Genomic DNA, 23879 nt, shown 5'->3' with positions numbered 1-23879 from the left:
CTCACCCGCGCCGGACGGGGCGTACGGCCGCCGCACCGGGGCGCACGACGGCGGGCCGGGCGGGCCCGGGGCGCGTCACCACCAGTAGGCGGGGTACCTCGGGGCTCCGCGCCGGACGCGGGAGGCGGCGAACGCGGTGAGCACGAGCAGGACCGTGGAGCCGAACAGCAGGGGGACGAACCGGCCCGGCGCGGGCGCCTGGAGCACCACGATGACGGCGGTGGCACAGGCGGCCGCGTGCGGGGTCCTGGCGAGGGTCGTCAGGGCGAGGGTGATGCCGGCGGCCAGGGCGGCGGCCCAGGCGCTGCCCTGCGCGACGGCCGCCATCCCGTAGCCGGCGGCGGCACCGAGGAGGTGCCCGACGATCACGCTGCGGGGCTGGGCGAGGGGCAGCGCGGGGGCGCAGTGCACCAGGGTGGCGCTGGCGGCGAGCGGCGGTATCAGGACCGGCTCGTGGAGCGCGGCGCCGAGCGCGACGAGCCCCAGCAGGGCGGTCGTGACGGCACCTATGTTGTGCGCGGCGGCGGCGGGCGCGGGGCTCGCCGGGGCCCGGCCGGCGATCCGTGCCAGCGGGGAGCGTCGGCTCGCGGGGGCGGCGACGGTCTCATCGGGTGCGGTGGCGGCCGGGGCGGGTTCCGGGCGCAGGGCGGTGTCGGTACGCATGGGGGCTGTGTTTCCGGGGCAGGCGGCCATCGGCCGGACGAGACGGGGGCGGGTGGTCGTACGGGACCCTGTGGTCGACAGTCGGCCCGGTCTCGCGCCTGGCCTTGGTGCGGCGGCGCAACCTCGCACCACTCTAACCAGCGGGTTTTCGGCGGTGGGGGCCGGGGCGGGGTGGGTCCGGCCCCCACCGCCGGGCGGCGTTCGGCCGCGCGATCACGAGCGGGTGGCCGGCGGACCGGAGGGCGGACGGTCAGGCAACCGGCCCAGCTCCGCGAGCGCCCGGGGCGTAGGCCTGGTGAGCTGTCCTGGGAGATCTCCGGTGCCCTCACGTCCGGAACCCCGGAGCGTATGGAGGAGGATTCCGTGCCGGACTCAACGACGTCGTACGCCGACCTGCGCGCCCTGGTGATCAACTGCACCCTGAAACGTTCCCCGGAGCGCAGCCATACACAGGGGCTGATCGACATCAGCACCGGCATCATGGAGCGCCAGGGCGTGCGGGTCGAGGTGCTCAGGGCGGTGGACATCGACATCGCGACCGGTGTCTGGCCGGACATGACGGAGCACGGGTGGGAGACGGACGAGTGGCCGGTGATCTACTCACAGGTGATGGCCGCCGACATCCTCACCCTGGCGGGGCCTGTGTGGCTGGGCGACAACTCCTCGGTCATGAAGAGGGTCATCGAGCGGTTGTACGCCTGCTCGTCGATCCTGAACGAGCAGGGCCAGTACGCGTACTACGGTCGCGTGGGCGGCTGTCTGATCACCGGCAACGAGGACGGCGCCAAGCACTGCGCGATGAACGTCCTCTACAGCCTCCAGCACCTGGGATACGTGCTCCCGCCGCAGGCTGACGCGGGCTGGGTCGGCCCGGCCGGACCGGGCCCGTCGTACCTGGACGAGGGCTCGGGTGGCCCGGAGAACGACTTCACCAACCGCAACACCACCTTCATGACGTGGAACCAGCTCCACCTCGCCCGCATGCTCAAGGACGCCGGCGGCATCCCGGCGCACGGCAACCAGCGCTCGGAATGGGACGCGGGCTGCCGCTTCGACTTCGAGAACCCCGAACACCGCTGAGCACGGGTCCGGAACGGTCGGAGGTCCGGTGGAAGTCCACTCTGGATCAAGCAAGTCCATCGAATGAGAAGCCGTTGCCATACCGATCATGGAGTCTGTCGATCGACGGGAGTCCGGATCGGATGATCGCGGGCCCTGCCCGCGATGAGCGCAGGGCCTGGCGGTATGCGGGGAAAATCCGGGGGAGCTCACGGCCGTGCGCTGCTACGGTCGGGCGACATGAGCTGGCTTCCCGATGACTTCGTCCATCCCGTCCTGGTACCGCTGCCTGGCGGTGGCCATCACCTGCGGCCGATCCGGGAGGCGGACGCCCCGCTCGACTATCCGGCTGTGATGGGTTCGCGCGAGCGGCTGTGGACCATCTTCGGCCCGGCCTGGGGCTGGCCTGCGGCCACCATGACCTACGAGGCCGACCGGGCCGACCTGTTGCGGCACGAGAAGGAGATCGCCGCACACCAGTCCTTCAACTACGCGCTGCTCGACGCGGCGGAGACAGCGCTGCTCGGCTGTGTCTACATCGACCCACCGGAGAGGGCCGGCGCGGACGGCGAGATCTCCTGGTGGGTGGTGGACGAGCTGGTGGGCAGCAAGGTCGAGCAGGCCTTCGACGCGCTGGTGCCGCAGTGGATCGCCGCCGACTGGCCGTTCGAGCAGCCGCGCTTCCTCGGCCGCGAGATCTCCTGGTCGGACTGGCTCGCCCTGCCGGAGCATCCCGGCTCGTAAGTGTTGTTGCCCGTAGCGATCCGTCCGGCCGGGACCATGAGAACCTGCCCGCCACCAGCGAGGCGGTGAGCCGGCGTCCGGGACGGCCGCGGTCCGCCGGACGGCACTGAACACCCCAACGTCTCCAGGAGCAGCCACCCGCGCTCCGCCGGGCGCCGGGCTCTCGACCGCAGCCCCTCGGCCTTCGCCGGCGTCGCGTCAGAAGCGGTCCGTGCCCCCTCGGTCTCGGCCTCGGCAGCCGACGCTGCCGAGGCCTGGGCGCGTGCCCCGTTCGCGCGCTGTACGCGAACGCGCGGCGCCCCGGACCGGCATTGACCCTGCCGTCTCCCCCGCGCGTACCCCAGGTGGACGACTCCCGCTGTCGGACCCCGGTGCCCGCCCATAGCCTCCGAGGGACACGGTAGGACGATGCGAGAGGTGCCCACAGTGGCTCTGCACAACGCCAGGGAGTCGGCCGCAGACTCGGCTGCCGACATCTTCACGTCGCCGCTCAGTGAGAAGCCCCTGTCCAAGCGAGCCATGCCGGATCTGCCGGCGCCCCCCAAGGTGGTCTACCAGTTGCTGCGCAACGAGCTGCTGCTCGACGGCAACGCGGCACAGAACCTCGCCACGTTCTGCACCACGTGGACCGACGACGAGGTCCGCCGTCTGATGGACCTGTGCCTCGACAAGAACATCGTCGACAAGGACGAATACCCGCAGACCGCGGAGATCGAAGCCCGGTGCGTCAACATCCTCGCCCACCTGTGGCACGCCCCCGTCACCTCCGACAGGCCCGAACCCGCCGTCGGCTGCTCCACCACCGGATCCAGTGAAGCCGCCATGCTGTGCGGCCTCGCCCTGAAGTGGCGGTGGCGCGACCGCAGGCGCGCCGCAGGACAGCCGACGGACCGGCCGAACCTGGTGTGCGGGCCGGTACAGGTGTGCTGGGAGAAGTTCGCCCGCTACTTCGACGTCGAACTGCGCCAAGTGCCGGTGGAGCAGGGCGCGACCGGACTGCAGGCCCATCAGGTGCGCGACTACGTGGACGAGAACACCATCGGCGTCGTGGCGATCCTCGGGGTGACCTACACCTGCACCTACGAGCCGGTGGCGGAGATCGCGGCCGAACTCGACCGCATCCAGGCGGAGACCGGTCTCGATGTCCCCCTGCACGTCGACGCGGCCTCGGGCGGGTTCATCGCGCCCTTCCTCCACCCCGACCTTCCGTGGGACTTCCGCCTGCCCCGGGTCGCTTCGATCAACGCCTCCGGCCACAAGTACGGCATGGCCCCCCTCGGCGTGGGCTGGGCCCTGTGGCGCGACGAGGCGGCGTTGCCGAAGGACCTGGTCTTCCACGTCGACTACCTCGGCGGCGACATGCCCACCCTCGCCCTGAACTTCTCCCGCCCCGGCGGGCAGGTGGTCGCCCAGTACTTCATGTTCCTGCGCCTGGGCCGCGAGGGATACCGGCGCGTCTACCAGGCATGCGCCGACACCGCTCAGCATCTGGCGCGGCAGGTCGAGGAGATGGGCCCCTTCACCCTGCTCTACGACGGCCTCGGAGCGCTTCCCGCCGTCTCCTGGACACTGACCGACCCGAGCTCGGTCGGCTGGACCCTGTACGACTTGTCCGACCAGCTCCGCATGCGCGGCTGGCAGGTCCCGTCCTACCCGCTCCCGCCGGACCGCCAGGAGACCGTGATCCAGCGCGTACTCGTGCGGCACGGCGTCGACCGGGACGCGATCGAACTCCTCGCCGAAGACATGCGCCGGGCGATCAAGCACCTCGACGGCAAGCGCCCGCACGACTCGGACCGCGTCAGCTTCCACCACTGACGGCGGAGTCGGGGCGACGGCCGGAGCCGATTCCCGCCGTGAACGGACCGGCAGGGCTTCATGGGCGTGGCCTCCTTGACCCGTCGGGCCCTGGCCTGCACAGTCTGGATGCGGCGCCGTAGCGGCGCCGCGTCCCCTCGCCGACCGGTGCCCAGTCCCTGGGTGGCGGACAGCCCTGACGCTCACGGGAGCGACTGGTCCGATGGTCCTCGACCTGGTGGTGATCGGTACGGCCATCACCCTGGGGCCTTTGCACAACAGCGCCTTCATCCTGCTGCTCTCCTCGCGGCGCGGCGTCCGTCAGGGCCTGGCGTTCCTGTTGTCGTGGCTGGCCAACCTGATCGCCGTGATCGCCGTCGTGGTGCTGCTGACCGGTGGACAGCCCCCGGCCCGCCACAGCACGCCCTCGACCGCCGCGATCGCCGCGAAACTCGCCATCGGCCTGGCGCTGGTGCTGTACGGTGCGCACCGGCAGCGCAGGCCGCCCCGCCCGCACGGCCCACCGCGCTGGGCCGCCCGGATCGACAACGCCTCCTGGGTCACGGCTGCCGGCCTGGCGTGGCTGCTGCAGCCCTGGGGACTGGTCGGCGCCGGTGCCGCGACGGCGCTCGGGGCGAACCTCTCCACCTCCGGCGACTGGCTCGCGCTGACCGGCTACTGTCTGCTGGCCACCCTCAGCCTCATCGTCATGGAGATGTACGTGGTCTGGGCACCCGCGGCCGCCCAAGCCCGGCTGAACGCCCTGCGGAACTGGCTGTCACAGCACCAGGAGCAGCTGATCGTCACGCTCTCCCTGCTCGCCGGCCTGTGGGTGACGGGCGCGAGCATCTACCAACTGGTCACCTGACGCAGGCGGCCCCGGCCGCCGCGATCGGCATCCTCGTCCGGCTCGACAGTGACCGACGAGGAACCCTTCGGGGGGCCAGGGCCTGCGGGATTCAGTCGGTGCGCCGCACCGCCGAGGGGGTCCACTCGCCGGTGAGGGCGGGCTGCTGGGGCCAGTACAGGCGCAGGAAGACGTTGAAGGTGCCCGCGGGGGCGGGGAGCCAGTTGCTCTCGCGGTCGGGGCCGGGGTTGTCGTGCTGGACGTGGATGTCCAGGGAACCGTCGGGGTTGGTCCGCATGCCGCTGCGGTCGCCGATCGCGTAGCGGTTCAGCGGGTTGTCGGCGAAGAGCTGGTGCTCGTTCATCATCGTGAGGGACCAGAAGCCGTCGACGGGCGGGATCCGACCGGCGTCGAAGTGGAGTACGTAGGTGTGGGCACCGTCGAGGGGCCGGCCGTCGGCGTCGGTGGTGGCGTGCGGGTACAGGGCGTCGGCGTCGAGGTTGGCTCCGTACCCGAACCGGGTGATCACCGCGCGCTTGGTGTAGTCGGTTCCGTAGTCGCCCAGGCCGCGGTGCACGGTCCACCCACCGGCGTTCGCGGACTCCGCCTGGGCGAACAGATCGCGCAGGGTCTCCGGGCCGCGCCGCGCGCCCGCGTCCAGGGCGGCGATCTCCTCGGCGGACAGGTCGTCCAGGCTCGCACCGGGTGCGACGCCGAGTTTGGCGATGCGGCCCAGGAACGGGGCGTCGGCAGGGTCGGGAGGGTTGTCCACCATCATCTGGTTGAGGAGGGTGAAGTACTCGCGGCCGCTGAGCGCGTGGACCTGGTCGACGGGAGGCGTCGCGGTGTCGGCGTCGGCGGGAACGGGGACGCCGGTGGGAGGGGTGTAGTCATCGGGGTCGCCGGTCCACTCCGACAGCGGAATCAGCCGGGTGCCGTCCTGGAGCCGGTTGACGGCCGGGAAGTCCGACGGGCCGCTCGTCGCGTACCGGGCGATGATCCAGTTCACGGCGGTGGGCGACTTCAGCAGCGTCAGGCCCGGCGGGGTCGCCCCCGACCAGGACGGCCCGGCGATCAGGAACGGCCCTGCGGACGGGCCGTTCTTGCGCCGGCCGACGACGTTGCAGACATTGGACCAGGCGTCCAGGATGGGGACCATCCAGAATCGGTCGCCGAACTCGGGCAGGGTCAGCACCAGGGGCTGGTCGGACAGATCGAGCCAGGCACTGGAGTACAGGGTGTCGGCGTTCGGTGAGACGACCTCGGTGAAGTCGGCGTCCGGAGTGGCGCGCATGTAGCAGAACTGGTTGGCGGGGGCCTTCCGGCGCGCGTCGTCCCGGGCCGGGACCGCCGTCATGGCGCACTTCGTCACGGCCGCCGTGACCAGCGGATACCCGTACAGCCATGCCTCCGTGGCCAGCTTCTCCATCGACTCGTCCGTCATCGGTTTCTCCCAGGTTCTAACGGGCGGATCTCATCCCGGCCGACGCTACGAGCGCCACCCGCCTGCCGCGCGGCGAGTCCGCCGAACGAGTGGACAGGACGGAAGGGTGCGGACCCGGCCCGCAGGCCCTTGTCCCACCCCGGTTTTGGTTTGTCGGACGATCATCAATACGATCCGGCGATGATCACGAGAAAACGGCTGGCGACCGGGGCCTGCGCGCTGCTCGCCGCCCTGAGCGTCGCGCTCCTGCCGACGAGCGCGACCGCCGACGAGCCGGCGGCGAAGGAATCCCCCAAGGTCGAGCTGGTCCTCGACGTGAGCGGCTCCATGCGGGCCAAGGACATCGACGGCAAGTCCCGGATGGCCGCGGCCAAGCAGGCCTTCAACGAGGTCCTCGACGCGGTGCCCGAGGAGGTGCAGCTCGGCATCCGCACGCTGGGCGCCGACTACCCGGGGCAGGACCGCAAGCGGGGCTGCAAGGACACCCGTCAGCTGTACCCGGTGGGTCCGCTGGACCGCACCGAGGCCAAGACCGCCGTCGCGACCCTGGCCCCCACGGGCTGGACCCCGATCGGTCCGGCGCTGCTGGGCGCGGCGGAGGACCTGGACGGCGGTGACGCCACCCGCCGGATCGTGCTCATCACGGACGGCGAGGACACCTGCGCGCCCCTCGACCCCTGCCAGGTGGCGCGGGAGATCGCGGCGAAGGGCATCCACCTCGTCATCGACACCCTGGGCCTGGTGCCGGACGCCAAGACCCGGGCGCAGCTCACCTGCATCGCGGAGGCGACCGGAGGCACGTACACCTCGGTCCACCGCACCGAGGACCTGTCGCGCCGAGTGCGTCAGCTCGTCGACCGCGCCGCCGACCCGGTCGTCACCCCGGTGGCCACCGACGGTGCGGCGCGGTGTGTGGACGCGCCGCAGCTCAAGCCCGGTCTGTACACCGACCGCGAGTCCTTCGGCCAGCACCGCTGGTACCGGGTGGACCTGCTGCCCGGCCAGGAACTGCGCGCCTCCGTCAGCGTCTCCGCCGACCGTGCCGTCAACAACGACTACGGGGTGCTGCTGCGCGCGGTCACCCTGCACGGGCGGGAGATCGTCCGCGGCTCCGAGGCCGGTGACGGGCGCACCGACGTGATATCGACGGGCCTTCGCTATCCGAAGCCGGACCTCGACGACGGCCCGGGGGACGCCAAGCCCGCGGCGGAGACCGTCTGTCTCCAGGTCAGCAACTCGTTCTCCGCGCCCGCGTCGGTCAAGACGACGCCGGGCATGCCGATCGAGCTGACGGTGGACGTCGTCGACGGGCCGTCGGCCGCGTCGGACGTGGCCTCGTTCGGTCTCGGCCGCGGCTGGTGGCTGCTCGGCGCACTCGTCCTGGTCGGCTTCCTCGCCGGTCTGATCTGGGGCTGGCTGTCCCGCTGGCGCCTCGCGGTCTGGAGGACCCACTGATGCGTACCGTACGCACCCTCGCCACGGTCGCGCTCGCGGGCGCGGCCCTGCTCGGCCTCGCCGCTCCGGCGGCCCTGGCCGACTCCCCCTCCGCCACGGCGGACCCGAGCGCGGACACCGCCTCGACGTCCGGGCCGACCGAGGCCGGCACCACCTTCCGTACCGCCGCGCGGTTCCTCCCGGGCCAGCAGGCCACGGCGCAGGCGGCCACGGGTGACTACCTGTACTGGGTGTTCCCCGCGGACACCGGGCAGCGGCCGACGGTCAGCGCGACCGTCACGCTGCCGGACGCGGCGCTGCGGCACGGGTCCGCGACCTGGCGGGTCGACGTGTACGACGGGCTCCGGCGGCGCCAGCCGTGCATGTACGGCACCCAGTCGCGTACGGCCGCCAAGGACGCCGCGACCGTGGAACTCGCCTGTGTGCTGCGGCCGGTGCGCGCCTCGGCCGACGCCTGGGCCAACGACCCGCTGCCCGGCAGCTACTACGTGCGGCTGACCGTGAGCACGCTGCCGGACGACGACCTCGGGCAGCCGTTCACGGCGAGGGTCGGCGTGAGCACCCTCGACAAGGGCGGCGCCTACGCCACGGACGGGTCGCTCGCGGCGCCGCTCGTGCCCGGGGCGACCACCGCCGAACTGGCGGACGCCGAGACCGGGGCCGGCCGGAAGACGGCCGTCGAGGCGGCGGCCCCGGAGGACGGCTGGTCCTCCGGCTGGTGGTCGGACCGCTGGCTGTGGACCGCCGCGGGCGGTGTGCTCGCGGCGCTCGCGGGCATCGGCGGGTACGCGCTGACGCGGGGCGCGGGACGGCCGTCCCGGGTGCCGCCGGCGGTCTGACCCGTACGACCACCGAGCCGGGACCGGCACCGGCCGCGGCTCGGCACCCGCACTCCTCGTCCGTCCCGGCCCCGGCCCTCGGACGACGGAAGGCCCCCACCGCCTCGGCGCGGTGGGGGCCTTCGTGCGCTCCGGACACGGTCCGGGGCTCACCGCCGGGCGGGGAAGCCGTGGGCGCGGGCGCCCGCCACGAGCACGACGACCGGTACCAGGAGGAGGAGCACGCTCCAGGGCAGGGCGCCGGCGCCGAGGCCGTCGAGCAGGACGCCGCCGGCGATGCCGCCCGCCGCCATCGCCGCGTTCCAGAGGCTGACCAGCATCGTCTGGGCGGTGTCGGCGTGGTCGCCGCCCGCCTCGGCGACGGCCGTCTGGAGCAGGGTGGGCGCGCCGCCCCAGCCGAAGCCCCAGAGGGCGGCGGCGGTCAGGACGAGTGCGGTGCTCCCGGCCGGGACGGCGAGCACGGCGGCGCCCACGGCGACGAGGATGGTCCCGGCCAGGGTCAGGGTCCGGAGCCTGCGGTCGATGTGCCGGCCGGTGAACCAGATCCCGGCGAGCGAGGCGGCGCCGAAGACCAGCAGGACGAGGCCGGTGGACCCGGCCAGGCCCAGGTGCGCCAGGTAGGCGGCGACGTAGGTGTAGAGCACGGTGTGGGCCAGGACGAGGGTGAAGGTGACGGCCAGCACGGGAAGGACGCCGGGCACCTTGAGGGTCCGGGCGACGGGGGCGCGCCCGCCGCGCGCCTCGCCGGGGAGGTCGGGGACGGCGAGGGTGATCCAGCCGAGCAGCCCGACGGCGATCACGGTCATGGCGGTGAAGGCGACGCGCCAGCCCACGGCCTCGGCGAGGAAGGTGCCGGCCGGGACGCCGAGCGAGAGCGCGAGCGGGATGCCGGTCATGGCGACGGCGACGGCCCGGCCCTGGAGGTGCGGCGGGGCGATGCGGCGGGCGTAGCCGGCGAGCAGGGCCCAGGCGACGCCCGCGGCGACGCCGGCGAGGAACCGGGCGCCCATGGTGAGGGCGTACGAGGTGGAGACGGCGGTGACGGTGTTGGCGGCGGCGAATCCGGCGACCGAGGCGAGCAGCAGCCGCTTGCGGCGCCAGCCCGCGGTGCGGGCGGCCAGTGGGACGGCGGTGAGGGCGGTGCCGAGGGCGTAGACGGTGACGGCCTGGCCCGCGGCGGCCTCGCCGACGCCGAGGTCGGCGCTCAGGGCGGGCAGGACGCCGGCGGGGAGGGTCTCCGTCAGGCTGGTGACGAAGACGGCGGTGGCGAGGGCGAGCAGGGCGGCGAGCGGAAGCCGGCCGGAGGAGTGGGGGGTGCCGGAGGCAGGGGATGCGGAGGTGACGTCGGAACGGGCCGACGCCGTCGTGTGGTTGGCCATGGCCCTATGCTCGAACCCTCACATCGATGTGAAGGTCAAGCGAGTCCCGGGAGGGGGCGTCCCATGCGGATCGGGGAACTGTCGGAGCGCACCGGAACACCACGCCGACTGCTGCGCTACTACGAGGAGCAGGGCCTCATCGTCGCGGACCGGCAGCCGAACGGCTACCGGGTCTACGACGGGTCGAACGTGGACCGGGTGATGCAGATCCGGGGTCTGCTGGACGCGGGCCTGCCGACCCGGATCATCAAACAGATCCTGCCCTGTCTGAACAAGCCAAGGATCATCCACTTCCCGGACGCCACACCGGAGATGCTGGCCACGCTGGAGGACGAACGGGACCGGATGACCGAACGCATCCGCTGCCTCACCCGCAACAGGGACGCGGTGGCGGAGTACCTGGACACGGTACGGGAGAAGCTGACGTCACCGGCCTGAGGACCCGTCGGGCCCGAGGTCCCCGACGGGACCTCCCCGGGCCGGGGTCCCCGACCGGGCCTCCCGGGCCGGGGTGCCCGGACCGACGTCCCTGGCCGGGGTCCCCGACCTGACGTCCCCGGCCCGAGCCGCCCGCTCAGGTCATGCGCCGGGCGCCCTCCACCACCGCCTGGCGGATGCGGTCGTAGGTGCCGCAGCGGCAGATGTTGCGGATGGTGTCGAGGTCGGCCTCGGTGATCTCACGGCCGGCCTCCCGGGCCCGGCGGACCTCGGCCACCGCCGTCATGATCTGGCCCGGCTGGCAGTAGCCGCACTGGGCGACGTCGAGGTCGAGCCAGGCCTCCTGCATCGGGTGGAGCTCGCTGCCCACGGTGTCCGGGAGGCCCTCGATGGTGGTGATCTCGTCGGTCGGGGCGAGCTGTTCGACCGGGACGGCGCAGGGCGTGAACGCCTTGCCGTTGAGGTGGCTGGTGCAGGCCCGGCAGACGCCGACCCCGCAGCCGTACTTGGGGCCGGTGACGCCGAGGACGTCCCGGAGGACCCAGAGCAGCCGGACGTCGCCCTCGACGTCGGCGGTGACGGCCTTGCCGTTCAGGATGAAGGTGTGCTGCGGCACGGGAACTCCAGGTCTCTACAGCGCGCGGTCGCGGCCGTCGGTGGGCGAGGCGGGGACGGGCGGGACCGTCGGCAGGGGGGTGAAGGCGAGCGGCTCGGCGTGGTTGACGGGGAAGACCGTCGGCATCGTCCCGGTGGCCCGGCCGTAGGCGCAGGCGACGGCGGCCATGGCGCCGGCCACCGCGAGTTCGCCCGCGCCGCCCGGCTTGTCGCCGGTCGGCGGCATGACGACGATCTCCAGCTCGGGCGGGGTGTTCCACTGCCGGGTGTAGAAGTACTGGTCCCAGCTGCCTTCGAGGAAGTGCCCGTCCTTCAGGTGGAGTCCGGACGTCAGCGTGATCGCGATGCCGTCGGCGATACCGCCCATCATCTGGGCCTCCAGGCCGCGCGGGTTGACGGCGAGGCCGACGTCGACGGCGCAGACCACCTTGGTGACGCGCGGACCCGTGTACGCGCCGGGGATCTTCCGCCCTGTGGTCTCCGGGCGGCAGTCGATCTCGGCCAGGATCGCGACGGCGGAGTGGTACTCGGTGTGGACCGCGATGCCCTGCGCGGTCCCGGCCGGCATGCTGCGGCCCCACTCCCCCACCTCGGCGACCTTGTCCAGGACGGCGCGGGCCCGGGCGTCCTTGAGGAGCCTGCGCCGCATCGCGTAACGGTCCTGGCCCATCCGCTGGGCGAGTTCGTCGAGCACGAGCTCCTGCGCGCAACGGACGTTGGGCGAGTAGATGTTGCGCATGGACCCGGTGTTGAAGCCCTTGTCCGTCTCGGCGAGCAGCTGGGTGGTGACGCCGAGGTGGTAGGGGCTGATCTGGGTGAGCTGGAACATCGTCTCGGAGAAGGTGAGGTCCGCGACGGGCAGCCGGGCCGCCTCCGCCGTGAGGACCTCGCCGATGCCGTGCCCGAAGTCGGTGGCCACGGAGGTGTGGCGCTGCTCGTACGTCAGGACCTCGCCGAGCGAGTACGTGGCACGGACCCGGGAGGTGGACATCGGGTGCGTGCGGCCCTGGCGGAAGTCGTCGGTGCGGTGCCACATGAGCTTCACCGGCTTGCCCATGGCCCGGGAGATCTCGGCGGCCTCGTGGGCCGCGTCGTGGAAGAGCTTGCGCCCGAAGGAGCCGCCGCCCTCGGTGACGTGCACGCGCACGGCCGGGACCGGCAGGCCGAGCTTCAGGGCGATCTCCTCCTGGGCGACGATCGGCGCCTTGAGCGAGGCCCAGATCTCCGCGGAGTCCGCCCGGACGTCCGCGACGGCGCAGTTGGTCTCCAGGGCCGCGTTGCTGGCGAAGTGGAAGGTGAAGCGGGCGTCGACCGCCTTGGTGAGGAGCGGCAGCGGCGGCACCACCAGGGGGAGTTCGGCGCGCCGGAGCTTCTCCAGGACGGTGGCGTCGGAGGCTCCCTCGGCGGTTCCCGGGCCCCAGTCGACCCGGAGGGCGCGCACGGCGTCGACGCACTGGCCGAAGGTGCGGCCGCGCACGGCGACGCCGGTGGAGACGGTGACGACGTCGGTGACGCCGGGCAGCGCCCGGACCTCGGCGAGGTTGGCGACGGAGCGGACGGTGCCGTTGATGGTCGGCGGGCGGCAGACCATGGTGGGCAGGGCGTCCGGGACCTGGAGGTCCATGGCGAACTTCTTGCGGCCGGTGACCGCTTCGAGGGCGTCGACCCGGCGCTGACCGGTTCCGATGACCCGGAAGTCGGCGCGGTCCTTCAGCTCCACGTGCACCGCCGTGTCGGTGAGGGCGGCCGCCTTCGCGGCGAGTTCGCCGTAGCCGAGCAGCGCCCCGGCCGGGGAGACGACCGCGCCCGCCTTGGTGGTGAGCGTCCCGACGGCCTCCCCGAGCACCAGCGAGGCGGCCTGGAGGAGCCGGCCGCGGGCGACGGCCGCGGCGACCCGGATGGGGGTGTACGTGGAGTACGTGGTGTTGGAGCCGCCGGTCAGCTGGTTGAAGAGCAGCTCGGGCCGGGCGTCGGCGAGGGTGACCTTCACCTTGTCGAGGGGCAGGTCGAGTTCCTCGGCGACGATCATCGCGCTGGAGGTGGTGACGCCCTGGCCGACCTCGGCACGCGGCAGCGCGAAGTGGGCCGTGCCGTCGGCGTCGAGACGGATGGTGATCAGGTTGCTGGTGGGGAGTGCGGCGAGGGTGAGCAGCTCGTTGAGGTCGAGGAGTTCGGCCGGTCCCGGCAGCGAGGGGATGAGCGCCGGGGCCGCCGCGGCGGCCTCCCGGGGCGCGAGGGCCTCGGCGCCGAGCTGGGCGGCGACGGTGAGGGTGGGGGCGGCGAGGACGTAGCCGAGGAAGCGGCGGCGGCCGATTCCGCGAGCGCCGCCGCTCTCCGCGCCGTCGGTGCCGTCGGCGACGCCGTTCGGGTGCGCGCGGTGTGACGCGCCCGCGTCCCCGGTGCCGCTCGTGGGGTGGTCGTCCCGCGCGGGGTGCCGCCTCGCCATTCGGTGCCCTTCGTCATGGCCCCCGGGGCTGCGCGCCGGGGGCCTCATCGGATGCGCTGATCATCGCTCATGTGGGTGACCTCGCGGGACTGTTCGGGGGTGCTTGATTGTCAGGGCAGCGTCAAACGATCGGCTGGAGTCGGGGTCTCGGGGCTTGACCCGGGGTCGTGGGGGTCCGGCCGCCGCCGTGACGTCCGGCCGCCGCCGTAGTGTGCCGCCATGACCGAATCCGCGCACGTCACCGCCACCCGCCGCTCGTACGACACCGTCGCCGTCGCCTATCAGCGGCTGCTGGGCGACCAGTTGGACGAGACCCCGCTCGACCGGGCGGTGCTCGAAGGATTCGTGGCGGAGGTGGAGGCCGCCGGAGGCCCCCGTACGGTGGGGGACCTCGGCTGTGGCACCGGCCGGGTGACCTCCCACCTGCGGGAACTCGGCGCGGACGTGTTCGGCGTGGACCTGTCGCCGGGCATGGTCGAGGTGGCCCGGGAGACGTATCCGGGGCTGCGTTTCGAGGTGGGGTCGATGACCGCCCTCGACCTCCCTGACGCCTCCCTCGGCGGGGTGCTCTCCTGGTACTCGACGGTGCACATGCCGGAGGCCGAACTCACGTCCTCCTTCGCCGAGTTCCGCAGGGTGCTCGCACCCGGCGGGCTCGCCCTGGTCGCCTTCAAGGTGGGGAACGAGCGGGTGCGCCTGGAGCGGGCCTACGGCCACGAGGTCGCGCTCGACGTGTACCGCTGGTCCCCGGACCGGGTGGCGGGACTCCTCGCCGACGCGGGCCTCGTCGAGTCGGCCCGCCTGGTGCGCGCCCCGCACCCCGAGGAGAAGACGCCGCAGGCCTTCCTCCTGGTGCGCAGGCCGCGCGACTGAGTACGGGATTCCCGGGCTCCGCCGCCGCGAGCGGCAGGCGGACCGCTACGGCCTGGCCTGCGACGAACGCCGCAGGGGCTCCGTGACGGTCACCATCCAGCGCGGGACGGGGACGACCGCCGCACGCCTCCCGGCGGAGGGCCGGTACGCCGGGAGCCCCGGCCGCGTGGAGATCCCGGACGCCGCCCCGGCACCCGCCGACCGCTGGGGGAGGAACCCCGGGCGCGGCCGGAGGCGGGGGCGGCTCGGGAGGCCGGTACGCGGCTGGGCGCCGGGGTACGGCCGGGCCTCCGGGTGCGGCCGGGTGCCGGGCCGGAGCCGGACGGCGCGGAGCCGGACGCCCGGGATCCGCCGCCCGCCGGCCGACCGCAGCCGCGCGCCCGAGCGGAGCTGGGCGCGGGAGATCCTGGCGCGCTGGCCGCCGCCCGCGATCAGGGCGTTGACGGAGGCCATCGGGTCCCCGCCCGCCGACCGGACGAGCAGGGCGCCGAGCACCAGCGGGCCGACGGCCACGGCGAGGGCCGTGCCTGCGGCGGTGACGTGCTGGAGCGGGCGGATGCGCCGGGCGTCGGAGGTCATGGTGACAGTCCAGCAGCACGCGGCGGGCCGTCGTATCGGTCGCCGTACTCAGCCGTGCGCACCCCCGTACTCAGGTGTGATCACCGAGGGGCCCCGTAAGGGTTCCCGCCGGGCCGCCCGTCGGCGATCCTCGGGGCGGCGGGCACGACGAGGTGTCCCCGGGACGGGAGTGGGAGGCGGGACGACCGTGACGACGGGAATCCGGGTGGCCGCGGACAGCGGGACCGACGTTCTGGTGGTGCAGCACGAGGAGGAGGCCGGGCCCGGTCTCGTCGGCGAGCGCCTCACGGGCACGGGCCTGCGGCTCGACGTGGTGCGTGCCTGGCGGGGCGAGGCCCTGCCGCCCGACCTGAGCGGCCACGCGGGGCTGCTGGTGCTCGGAGGCTCCGTCAACTGCGAGGACGAGGGGGCCGCCCCGTGGTTGCCCTCGGTCCGCGCGCTCGTCCGCGAGGCGGTGGCCGGCGGGACGCCGCTGCTGGGGATATGCCTGGGCGGGCAGCTGATCGCCCACGCCCTGGGCGGCTCGGTCACGACCCGTCCCCGGGGCCCCGAGGTGGGCGCCGTCCCGCTGCGGAGGCTGCCCGCCGCCGAGCGGGACACGGTCCTCGGCGGCGTGCCGGACGGCGCGCTCGCCGCCCAGTGGCACTGGGACGAGGTCGACCGGCTGCCGGAGGGCGCCGTGCCGCTCCTGACCGGCGACGACTGCCCCCACCAGGCGTTCCGGGTCGGGAGCGTGGGATGGGCGGTGCAGTTCCATCCCGAGGTCGGCGCGGACGCGGTCGCGGCCTGGGCCGCCGAGGACGGCGCGCGCCTCCGTGCGGTCGGCGGTGACCCGAATGCGGCGGTGCGGACCGTACGGGAGGCGGAACCCGAACTGCGCACGGTCTGGGGCGCGGTGTCGGAAGCGTGGGGCGCGGTGGTACGGGCGCACGCGGACGGGTCCGGTGCCGGGACGCCGGAGCGCTGACGCCTGGGCGTGCCAGGCATCGCGGGGCAGCCGGGCGTGTGACGGCAGGCCCTGGCCGTGGTCGGCGCGTCCGCTTGGCCGGGCGGGGGCGGTGGGGTTGCGTGGGCGGGCGCCCGTACCGTACGGGGACGCACTTCCAGAACGAAGGAGACCGCTCCATGGCCGACTACCGGATCGAGACCGTCCGCACCGGGTACCGGAACTGGACCGCCCGCAACGACCGGGGCGCGGAGGTCCGGATGGCCGCCGCCGACGACGCGGACGCGCAGCCCTCCTTCACCCCGGTCGAGTTGCTGCTCGCGGCGATGGGCGGCTGCGGCGGGCTCGTCGTGGACCGGACCGCGCGGGCCGTGGACCACGACGACCTGCGGATCGTCGTGGAGTCCGTCTCGGGCCCCGAGGACGACGGCCGGGTGGGGCGGATCCGCGTCAGCTACGAGTTCGAGCTGCCGGACAACAACCCCAAGGCGGCGGAGGTGTTCGCCCGCGGGGTGCGGCTCACGCACGAGAAGTTCTGCACCGTGAGCCGGACCGTGGAGCACGGCGCGCGCGTGGAGGCGATCCTGCCGGACGGCACGGTCGGCTTCGAGGGCTGAACCGGGCCCGTTCCGGTGCGCGCGGCGCCGGGCTCACTCCTCGATCGCGCCGCCGATCCGGCGCAGATGCTGCCGGAAGGTGTACGAGGGGTCCTCTGCCCGGCCCGCCAGATAGGCGTCGAACCGGGTCTGGGCGCGCAGGGTCTCCCCCGCCCTGATGCGGCGGGCCTGCTCGCGTTCGGTACGGAAGAGGGCGCGGGCGGCGTCCAGGACGTCGTCCGCGCGGGCGGCGGGCACGAAGAGCACGCCGTCGTCGTCCGCGAACACGACGTCGTCGCCGGTCACCTCGTGCCCGCCGAAGCGCGCGGTGCGCAGCGCGTCGGGCTCCCGGGGGTCGAGCCGGACGGGGCCGGGCGCGTGGCGGCCGTACGAGAAGACGGGCAGCCCGATCCCGACGAGGTCGGGGGTGTCGCGGTGCAGGCCCCACACGACGACTCCGGCGACGCCCGCAGCCTCGGCTTCCAGGACCGCGAGGTCGCCGATGCAGGCCTCGTCGCGTCGTCCGGCGTTGTCGATGACGAGGACGTCGCCGGGTTCGGCGCGGGTGAACGCCTCCAGGAAGACGTCGACGCTCCCGTGGTGCCGTACGGGCAGCGCCCGGCCGGCGACGCGCGTGCCGTCGACGACGGGCATGATCCCGGCGGGCGCGGCCCGCAGGGGTTCCCCGAGCCGCACGCAGGCGTCCGCGACGAGGGGCGTGGAGAGCTCGGCGAAGTCCTTCAGCATCGGGCGTTCCGTTCCGTGACGGGTGCGGGACCGGGCTGCGCGATGCTATCGGGCGAAGGGGCGGGCGGGCTCCCGTCGGGCCTTCGGTCCTCCGCCGCACCGGGCGCCCGTCCCCACAGGCGCCCGGTCACGGACGGACGTGCCCCGCCGGGCGCATCCCCCCTCGGGGTGCGTCCGGCGGGGCACCGACAGGCGGTCCCGGGCCACCTGTCCGAGGAGGCCGGGGCAGGGGCCGCAGGGTCGGAACCGCCGGTCCCGCGCCGCCGAGGCACCGGCCGTCCTTCCCCGCCCCACCCCTGGTTTGCCCCTGCCCCGCCTCCCCGACGGCCGCTCCCCGGCGGCCGTCGTCGGGACGCGCCTCCGGCCCGGTCGAGCCGGAGGGCGCGTACCCGGCTCAGTCGAGCCAGAGGGCGCGTACCCGGCTCAGTGCGTCCGGGGCGACGCCGGGCTCGGTGTCCCAGATCTTCGTGGCGCGGTCCTTCGAGGTGTAGCGGGGCCAGTCGGCGCCCGGGTCCTGGTGCGTGACGAAGGCGACCCAGGCCCGGTGCAGGGCGTCGGCCAGCTCGCGCGGCGGCGCCTCGCCCGCGATGTCCGCGACGCCCTCGGCGTCCAGGAGGTCGAAGGCGAAGGGCAGGTCGAGGCAGTGGAAGGAGAGGCCGAGGACCGGCGAGCGCCAGGTGAACTCGTACAGCCAGGTGGGCCGTTCCCGCGCGGCGCGGGCGTCGGCGACGGCGAGCGCCGGGGCGCGGAACATGGAGTCGGTGAGCGCCTGGCCGAAGAGCAGCTCCGGGCCGCCCTCCGCGTACGCCTCGGTGAGGGCCTCGGCCCTGGCGGGGTCGAGTCCGAGGCCGCCGAGGAGGACGGGCAGCGGCGGGCCGTCCGGTCCGGGTGCGGGGATCATCGCGAACTCCTGCTCGGTGAATCCGAGCATCAGCGGCACGTCCGCACCGGCCTCGCCCGTCGTCAGCGCCTCCTGCGCGGGGACCGGGATCAGCTCGCCGTCGGCGAAGGGCGCGAGGCACAGCATCGGCGGGAGTTCGCCGCGGTCCGGGCCCGGCTCCGCCATGAGGTCCTGGATGTCGAGGATCTGGTCGTCGCTCAGGTCCCGGAGGGCGGCGGCGGTGGCCGGCAGGCCGGTCCGGGAGGTGAGGAGCCGGGAGGCCGCGCGGGCGATCTCGGGGCCGTCGGGGCGCGGGATCGCGCCCGAGACGGAGAGGGCGCCGCGGAACAGGCCGCGGGCGCTGGGGACGGCGAGCAGCGTCTGTACGGCGCCGCCGCCGGCCGACTGCCCGGCGATGGTCACCTTGGCGGGGTCGCCGCCGAAGGCCGAGATGTTGTCCCGCACCCACTCCAGGGCGGCGATCCAGTCCCGTACGCCCCGGTTGTCGGGGGCGTCCTCCAGGTGCAGGAAGCCCTCGATGCCGAGCCGGTAGCCGAGGGAGACGAGGATGACGCCGTCCCGGTTGAAGGCGGCGCCGTCGTACCAGGGGCTGGCGGCCGAGCCGGCGACGTAGCCGCCGCCGTGGATCCAGACGAGGACCGGCAGGGCGGCCGCCGGGTCGGTGTCGGGGGTGAAGACGTTGAGGTTGAGGACTCCGGCGCCCGGGATCGAGGGCTCGGGGATGGTGGTGACCTCGGAGAAGGGGCGGCGCTGCGCCGTCGGCCCGTAGGCGGTGGCGTCGAGCGGCTCCGACCACGGCTCGGGCGGTACGGGAGCGGCGAAGCGCAGGTCACCCACGGGCGGCTGTGCGTAGGGAATGCCCAGGAACCGGTGGCTGCCGTCGGCGCGGCGCTCGCCGCGGACGGGCCCACGGGTGGTGGTGACGGTGGTGCTCATGGGGTGCTGCTCCTTCTGCGCGGGGCACAGGGCCGGACGATCAGCCTGCCACCGAGGATTTACACGTGTCAATACCCGCTCGTGGCGCTCCGGCGGCCCAGGGCAGCAGCAGCGGGGTGGCGAGCAGCAGGATGCCCGCCACGCCGAGGGCCGCCCGGGGGCCGGTGACGGTGGCGAGGGCTCCGCCCAGCGCGGTCATGGCCGCGATGGAGGTCTTCGTGCTCACCGACCAGGCGGTCAGGGTGCGGGCGACGCGTCCGGTGTCCGTCACTTCGAGGCGGTGGGCGGAGAGCACCGGGGTGAACACGGCCGCGCAGCCGATCAGCGCGAACTCGACGCCGATCACGAGCAGCAGCCCCGTCACGCCGGGGTGGATGAGGACGAGCCCGATGGGCCAGCAGGCCCGCAGTGTGCCCGAGACGAGCAGGACCCGGCGCTGCCCGAAGCGCAGGACGAGGGGCCGGGCGAGCCGGGAGCCGATGAGTCCGGCGGCGCAGGGGATCGCGAAGGCGAGGCCGTACTGCCAGGGGCTGAAGCCGAGGGGACCCAGCATGAGGACGGCGAGGAGCGGGGCGGTCGCCATGATCAGGCCGTTGACCACGACGGTGTTGAGGAACAGGGGGCGAAGTACGGGATGGGCGAGGATGTGCCGCCATCCTTCGAGGAGGTCGCCCGCGCTCAGCCGGGCGCGCGTCCCGCCCGGGGGCCGCTCCTCCCGCTTCCCGATCGCCCGGATGCCGGCCGCCGAGAGCAGATAGCTCAGGGCGTCGGCCACCACCGTCGCCACCGGGCCGAGCACCGCGAAGAGCGCGCCGCCGAGCGGCGGTCCGATCACGGTCGCGGTCCAGGTCGTCGATTCGAAGCGGGCCTGGGCGACGAGCAGTCCCTCGGGGCGGACGAGCGACTTGAGGAAGGCTCCGGAGGCCGCGCCGAAGGTGATGTCGGCCGCGGCGACGAGGACGGAGACCACCATGAGCTGGGCGAAGCCGAGCCGCCCGAACGCGTACGCGACGGCCACGCTCAGCATGGCGGCGCAGCGCACCAGGTCCATGCCGATCATGACCGGGCGCTTGCGGCGGAACTCCACCCAGGGGCCGAGCGGTACGGCGACGGCGGCGCCGACGGCCGCGCCGACCGCGGCGAGGGCGGCCACCGCGGCGGTGCCCTCGTGGAGGACGGTGATCGCGAGCAGGGGGAAGGCGTTGAAGGCGACCCAGGTACCCATCGTGCTTCCCGCGTAGGCCGCCCACAGCCACCCGTAGTCCCGGCCCAGGGACACCCCTCGCCACATGCCCGTACTCCTCTCGCCGGCCCGCCGCGCGACCGCGCCGGGACCGCCGCCATCCAAGCGAGCGGCGGGCGTCCGGATCAAACAACCGGGTGTCGCGCGCACCACAACCGGCGGTTGTCGGCCTACGCTGCGCGCCGTGGATCTCGAAGCCGTACGCACCTTCCTCGCCGTCGTCGACTCGGGCCGGTTCCGGCGGGCCGCCGACGACCTGTCCGTCACCCAGCAGGCCGTCTCGAAGCGGGTCGCCGCCCTGGAGAAGGAGCTGGGGGTACGACTCTTCACCCGCACGGGGCGGGGCGCGGAGGTGACGGTCGACGGGCAGGCGTTCCTGCCGCACGCGCGCGCCCTGCTCGACGCCGAGGCGCGGGCGCTCGCCTCCGTGCGTCCGGGGCGGCGGGCGCTGCGGGTGGACGTGATCGGCCGCCGGCTGGCACCGGCGGCGCTGCTGCGCGACTTCCACCGGGCCCATCCGGAGGTGGAGCTGGACGTGGTGACGCTCTTCGACGCCGACGCGGCCGTCGCGGCGCTCAGGGCGGGCACGGTCGACGCGTCGTTCCGGGCGGTCACGATGCCGGGCCGGCGGCTTCCCGAGGGGATCGGGGCGCTTCCGGTCCTGGACGAGCCGATGCAGCTCCTGACGGGTCCGGAGCACGTCTTCGCGGAGGCGGGCCGGGTGACCCCGGCGGAGCTGGTGGGGCACCGGATCTGGGTGCCCGGGGTGGTCGGCGGAACCGAGTGGGCCGCCTACTACGCCGACCTCGCCGCCGCGTTCGGGCTCACCATCGAGGTGACGGGTCCTGACTTCGGCACCGATCCGCTGTTCGACAAGGTGGCGAACTCCCCCGGCCTGGCGACCTTCGTCGGCGAGCTGACCCGCCTGGTCTGGCCCGAGGGCCACCGCCTGCGCCGCGTCGGCGTGCACGGCCCGACCCCGGTCTACCCGCATTCACTGCTCTGGGCCGTGGACAATCCCCATCCCGCGCTGCTCGCCCTCCGCGACCGCCTCGGCGCCTCCCCCGAGGCCCCGGACCTCACGCGCCCGGACCCCGAGATCTGGGCGCCTTCCTGGTCACGACCCCGGAGGTGACGGTTCCGGCCCCGGCGGGGACGGCGCGGCCCCGGCGGGGACGGCTCCCGTGGGTCGCGTGGCGAGCTCGGCCTGCCGGGAAGGACGGGCCCTAGACTCGGAGGGCTGGTGCGGAGCGGCGGGTGCAGGGGGAGGTGGCGGCCGGCGATGGGGTGGGGCGGGATCCTGATGGGGGCGTTCATCGGGCTGTCGGGTGTGGGACTCATGACGGCCGGGGTGGTCTGGAAGGGGCGCGCGGCGCGGCCGTTCGCCGCTTCGCGGGCGCGGACCATGGCGCGGCGGGAGTACGTCCGTCATCTGCGGCGGGCGGCGGACCAGGTCATCTCGGAGGCCCGCCGGTCCGCCGGTGAGGGCGAACCGGCGATCGTCACCGTCGAGGCCGTGGTGCGGATGACGCGGGAGCGCTACGGCTACGACGAGGTGGAGCGGCGGCACGCGGCCGCGGTGCTGCGGCTCCGGTTCGAGCACGGCCGGTGCGCGGTCGACTGCGTCACGGACGCCTACGGCTGAACGTCTGCTCCGGGTACGGGCGTTCCCTGGTGGTAGTACATCCGCAGTCCCGCGCCGGGCGGCCCGGCGGGGTCGCGGCGCCAGAGGGAGCTGCGCCGGACGCGCAGGCCGTCGCGGACGGTCTCGTAGGTGAGGTGGACGATGCCGGGCGCGAGCAGCACCCCGCGGAAGCCGGTGGGTTCGTAGCGCGGTCCGTCCTCGGCGCTGTCGGCCATGTCGGGCAGGTCGGCGAGCATCTCCTCGTGGTTCCAGCGGTTGCCGGAGGCGCCGACCTCGACGAACTCCGGGTCGAGCAGTTCCGTGGCGCGCGCCCTGGAGAGGCGTACGGCCGGGTCCATGAGGTGCAGTTCGCCTGCGATGGCCTCGGCGATGTCGGCGTCGTCGGGGGTTCCGGGGGAGTACACGCGCGTCACTCCCCCGCCGTGGCGGCGGTCGCGGTGCGCGTGGCCGCCGTGTGCTGGTCCTGGTGGGTCATACGCGCATTGTGCCGTCGGCGACGGCGGGTGGCCCGGGCTTTTCCCCCGGCCACCCGTGCGCGGAGGTGGCCCGTGGAGCGTCAGGAGCCCTGCGTCTTGGCGTAGTCGCCGAAGCCCGTCCAGTCGAGGGCCACGCAGGCCTCGTCGCCCAGTACCCAGGCGTCGTGTCCGGGAGTGACCTCCATGTAGTCGCCGGCGCCGAACTCGGCCGACTCGCCGTCGTCCATGACGACCTTCATCCGGCCACTGACGACGTATCCGACGTGGGAGGCCTGGCAGCTGTCGGTGCCCGCGAGGGGTTTGACGTGCTGGGACCACTTCCAGCCGGGTTCGAACACGGCGCGGCCGACCGGGCCGCGTCCGCTGGTGAGCAGGTCGAGCCTGCCCTTGCCGTCCTCGAAGGGGCGGGTCTCGTCCGCTGCGTCGAAGCTTCTTCGTACGATGCCGGCCATCATCCGCTCCCGGCGGTGGAGAGTCGGGCCCCGAGTCCACTTCCAGGCTACGCCGGAGCCGCGCCGTGCACCCGGCCCGCACCGGACCTGCCGATCTCCCCGCACACCGAAACGACAGATGGTTCGCGTTTGAATTGAACTTTTGTTGAACGGAACCCCTCTTTGGCAGTTCCCTGCATATGCGCAGCTCAAATTCTGTGCGGTTCCCTTATCGGGCAGATCTACACATAAAGACCAGATAAGCGCACAATGAAGCAGCGGCCCCATTCGCCGCAAGTGCGGTCAGACGTGCACGACGCCAGAAGGAGGCGAGTCGTATGGCCGACGTCTCTCACCGTCCTGGTGATATCGCGGGACACCCCGATGCGCCGGAAATGCGGGACCGATATGCCCGTATGCTCCAGACCCGAGGTGTCGCGGCGGTCGAGGAACTCGTGATCCTCGCCGGCATCTACGCCGCGATCTCCGCGTGGACGGTTCACTTCTCTGCCGCCCGCCCCGAACTCGCCATCACCAACCTGGTCGTCGGCATCGCTCTCGCGGCCCTCGGCCTGTGCATGTCGATGGCTCCGGAGCGGTCGCAGGACCTGAACTTCGTCGTACTGCTCCTGGGCGCCTGGCTGATCGTCGCTCCGTGGGTGGTCTCGCGGAACCCCGACACGGGCACGATCCTCAGCAATGTGATCACCGGCGCGTGCGTCTGCCTGTTCTCCCTCACGGCCGGCGGACTGCTGATGACCAAGAGAAGGACGTGACGTT

The 23879-nt window shown here is 73.6% G+C and carries 24 protein-coding genes; 13 read left to right on the top strand and 11 right to left on the bottom strand.

The annotated features are described in order from the left end of the window. Positions 1-75: 75 nt before the first annotated feature. Positions 76-663 (bottom strand): HPP family protein, encoded by a 588-nt coding sequence (locus ASD33_RS23925; protein WP_056564148.1) that lies wholly within the window; start codon positions 661-663, stop codon positions 76-78. Positions 664-1011: 348 nt separating this feature from the next. On the opposite strand from ASD33_RS23925, the gene ASD33_RS23920 reads away from it, so the two are divergent. The 4 genes from ASD33_RS23920 (at position 1012) to ASD33_RS23905 (ending at position 5131) form a co-directional block, all read left to right on the top strand. Next, complete coding sequence (locus ASD33_RS23920) at positions 1012-1743, top strand: flavodoxin family protein (RefSeq protein WP_056564146.1); 732 nt, start codon at positions 1012-1014, stop codon at positions 1741-1743. 219 nt (positions 1744-1962) lie between these two features. Next, complete coding sequence (locus ASD33_RS23915) at positions 1963-2466, top strand: GNAT family N-acetyltransferase (RefSeq protein WP_056564144.1); 504 nt, start codon at positions 1963-1965, stop codon at positions 2464-2466. Between the two features lie 408 nt (positions 2467-2874). Next, on the top strand, positions 2875-4284 hold the full coding sequence (locus tag ASD33_RS23910) for a glutamate decarboxylase (RefSeq protein ID WP_079044968.1): 1410 nt from the start codon (positions 2875-2877) through the stop codon (positions 4282-4284). Between the two features lie 202 nt (positions 4285-4486). Next, positions 4487-5131, top strand: coding sequence for a GAP family protein (locus tag ASD33_RS23905; RefSeq protein WP_056564137.1), 645 nt, complete (start codon positions 4487-4489; stop codon positions 5129-5131). A gap of 91 nt (positions 5132-5222) precedes the next feature. On the opposite strand, the gene ASD33_RS23900 is transcribed toward ASD33_RS23905, so the two are convergent. After that, positions 5223-6554, bottom strand: coding sequence for a DUF1254 domain-containing protein (locus ASD33_RS23900; RefSeq protein WP_056564133.1), 1332 nt, complete (start codon positions 6552-6554; stop codon positions 5223-5225). A 180-nt stretch (positions 6555-6734) separates the two neighbouring features. Between ASD33_RS23900 and ASD33_RS23895 the strand changes: the two genes are divergently transcribed. Together ASD33_RS23895 and ASD33_RS23890 are read left to right on the top strand one after the other, a co-directional pair. After that, a complete protein-coding gene (locus ASD33_RS23895; protein WP_056564130.1) occupies positions 6735-8009 on the top strand; it encodes a VWA domain-containing protein in 1275 nt (424 codons plus the stop codon). Continuing rightward, a complete protein-coding gene (locus tag ASD33_RS23890) occupies positions 8009-8848 on the top strand; it encodes a hypothetical protein (protein WP_056564129.1) in 840 nt (279 codons plus the stop codon). The genes ASD33_RS23895 and ASD33_RS23890 overlap by 1 nt, the downstream gene beginning before the upstream one ends. A 149-nt stretch (positions 8849-8997) precedes the next feature. Here ASD33_RS23890 and ASD33_RS23885 read toward each other — a convergent pair whose 3' ends face one another. After that, the gene (locus ASD33_RS23885; RefSeq protein ID WP_056564127.1) at positions 8998-10227 is read right to left on the bottom strand and encodes an MFS transporter; all 1230 of its coding nucleotides are present in this window, start codon (positions 10225-10227) and stop codon (positions 8998-9000) included. Between the two features lie 63 nt (positions 10228-10290). Between ASD33_RS23885 and ASD33_RS23880 the strand changes: the two genes are divergently transcribed. Continuing rightward, on the top strand, positions 10291-10665 hold the full coding sequence (locus tag ASD33_RS23880; RefSeq protein WP_056564124.1) for a MerR family transcriptional regulator: 375 nt from the start codon (positions 10291-10293) through the stop codon (positions 10663-10665). Between the two features lie 136 nt (positions 10666-10801). On the opposite strand, the gene ASD33_RS23875 is transcribed toward ASD33_RS23880, so the two are convergent. Both ASD33_RS23875 and ASD33_RS23870 read right to left on the bottom strand, forming a co-directional pair. Beyond that, positions 10802-11281, bottom strand: a complete 480-nt coding sequence (locus tag ASD33_RS23875) for a (2Fe-2S)-binding protein (RefSeq protein ID WP_056564121.1) — start codon at positions 11279-11281, stop codon at positions 10802-10804. Positions 11282-11296: 15 nt separating this feature from the next. Further along, positions 11297-13726, bottom strand: coding sequence for a molybdopterin cofactor-binding domain-containing protein (locus ASD33_RS23870; RefSeq protein ID WP_242427226.1), 2430 nt, complete (start codon positions 13724-13726; stop codon positions 11297-11299). Between the two features lie 219 nt (positions 13727-13945). Here ASD33_RS23870 and ASD33_RS23865 point away from each other — a divergent pair, with 219 nt between their 5' ends. After that, positions 13946-14599 (top strand): class I SAM-dependent methyltransferase, encoded by a 654-nt coding sequence (locus ASD33_RS23865; RefSeq protein ID WP_056564118.1) that lies wholly within the window; start codon positions 13946-13948, stop codon positions 14597-14599. 45 nt (positions 14600-14644) lie between these two features. Here ASD33_RS23865 and ASD33_RS35855 read toward each other — a convergent pair whose 3' ends face one another. Further along, on the bottom strand, positions 14645-15178 hold the full coding sequence (locus ASD33_RS35855) for a hypothetical protein (protein WP_063992013.1): 534 nt from the start codon (positions 15176-15178) through the stop codon (positions 14645-14647). A 187-nt stretch (positions 15179-15365) separates the two neighbouring features. Here ASD33_RS35855 and ASD33_RS23855 point away from each other — a divergent pair, with 187 nt between their 5' ends. Both ASD33_RS23855 and ASD33_RS23850 read left to right on the top strand, forming a co-directional pair. Further along, complete coding sequence (locus ASD33_RS23855) at positions 15366-16145, top strand: type 1 glutamine amidotransferase (protein ID WP_242427235.1); 780 nt, start codon at positions 15366-15368, stop codon at positions 16143-16145. A 158-nt stretch (positions 16146-16303) separates the two neighbouring features. After that, positions 16304-16741: an OsmC family protein gene (locus ASD33_RS23850; protein WP_056564110.1), complete on the top strand. Its 438-nt coding sequence runs from the start codon at positions 16304-16306 to the stop codon at positions 16739-16741. 33 nt (positions 16742-16774) lie between these two features. Here the strand turns inward: ASD33_RS23850 and ASD33_RS23845 are convergent, their stop codons facing one another. The 3 genes from ASD33_RS23845 to ASD33_RS23835 form a co-directional block, all read right to left on the bottom strand. Continuing rightward, a complete protein-coding gene (locus ASD33_RS23845) occupies positions 16775-17467 on the bottom strand; it encodes a dimethylmenaquinone methyltransferase (protein ID WP_056564108.1) in 693 nt (230 codons plus the stop codon). A gap of 394 nt (positions 17468-17861) precedes the next feature. Beyond that, positions 17862-19304, bottom strand: a complete 1443-nt coding sequence (locus ASD33_RS23840) for a carboxylesterase family protein (protein ID WP_056564106.1) — start codon at positions 19302-19304, stop codon at positions 17862-17864. A gap of 40 nt (positions 19305-19344) precedes the next feature. After that, complete coding sequence (locus ASD33_RS23835; RefSeq protein WP_056564099.1) at positions 19345-20595, bottom strand: MFS transporter; 1251 nt, start codon at positions 20593-20595, stop codon at positions 19345-19347. A 136-nt stretch (positions 20596-20731) separates the two neighbouring features. Between ASD33_RS23835 and ASD33_RS23830 the strand changes: the two genes are divergently transcribed. Further along, positions 20732-21682 (top strand): LysR family transcriptional regulator, encoded by a 951-nt coding sequence (locus tag ASD33_RS23830; RefSeq protein ID WP_056564097.1) that lies wholly within the window; start codon positions 20732-20734, stop codon positions 21680-21682. 147 nt (positions 21683-21829) lie between these two features. Next, a complete protein-coding gene (locus tag ASD33_RS23825) occupies positions 21830-22192 on the top strand; it encodes a hypothetical protein (RefSeq protein ID WP_056564094.1) in 363 nt (120 codons plus the stop codon). Here the strand turns inward: ASD33_RS23825 and ASD33_RS23820 are convergent. Both ASD33_RS23820 and ASD33_RS23815 read right to left on the bottom strand, forming a co-directional pair. Continuing rightward, the gene (locus ASD33_RS23820) at positions 22183-22530 is read right to left on the bottom strand and encodes a DUF4440 domain-containing protein (RefSeq protein WP_056564587.1); all 348 of its coding nucleotides are present in this window, start codon (positions 22528-22530) and stop codon (positions 22183-22185) included. The two genes, ASD33_RS23825 and ASD33_RS23820, sit on opposite strands and share 10 nt — an antisense overlap. A 218-nt stretch (positions 22531-22748) precedes the next feature. Further along, on the bottom strand, positions 22749-23120 hold the full coding sequence (locus ASD33_RS23815) for a cupin domain-containing protein (RefSeq protein ID WP_056564584.1): 372 nt from the start codon (positions 23118-23120) through the stop codon (positions 22749-22751). 395 nt (positions 23121-23515) lie between these two features. Between ASD33_RS23815 and ASD33_RS23810 the strand changes: the two genes are divergently transcribed. Further along, positions 23516-23875 carry an SPW repeat protein gene (locus ASD33_RS23810; RefSeq protein ID WP_242427237.1) on the top strand — a complete coding sequence of 120 codons (360 nt, stop codon included), beginning with the start codon at positions 23516-23518 and terminating at the stop codon, positions 23873-23875. Positions 23876-23879 lie beyond the last annotated feature (4 nt).

Origin of the sequence: Streptomyces sp. Root1304, from assembly GCF_001426405.1 — a bacterium.
Lineage (GTDB): Bacteria > Actinomycetota > Actinomycetes > Streptomycetales > Streptomycetaceae > Streptomyces.
This window is presented reverse-complemented; position numbering and strand designations above follow the sequence as displayed.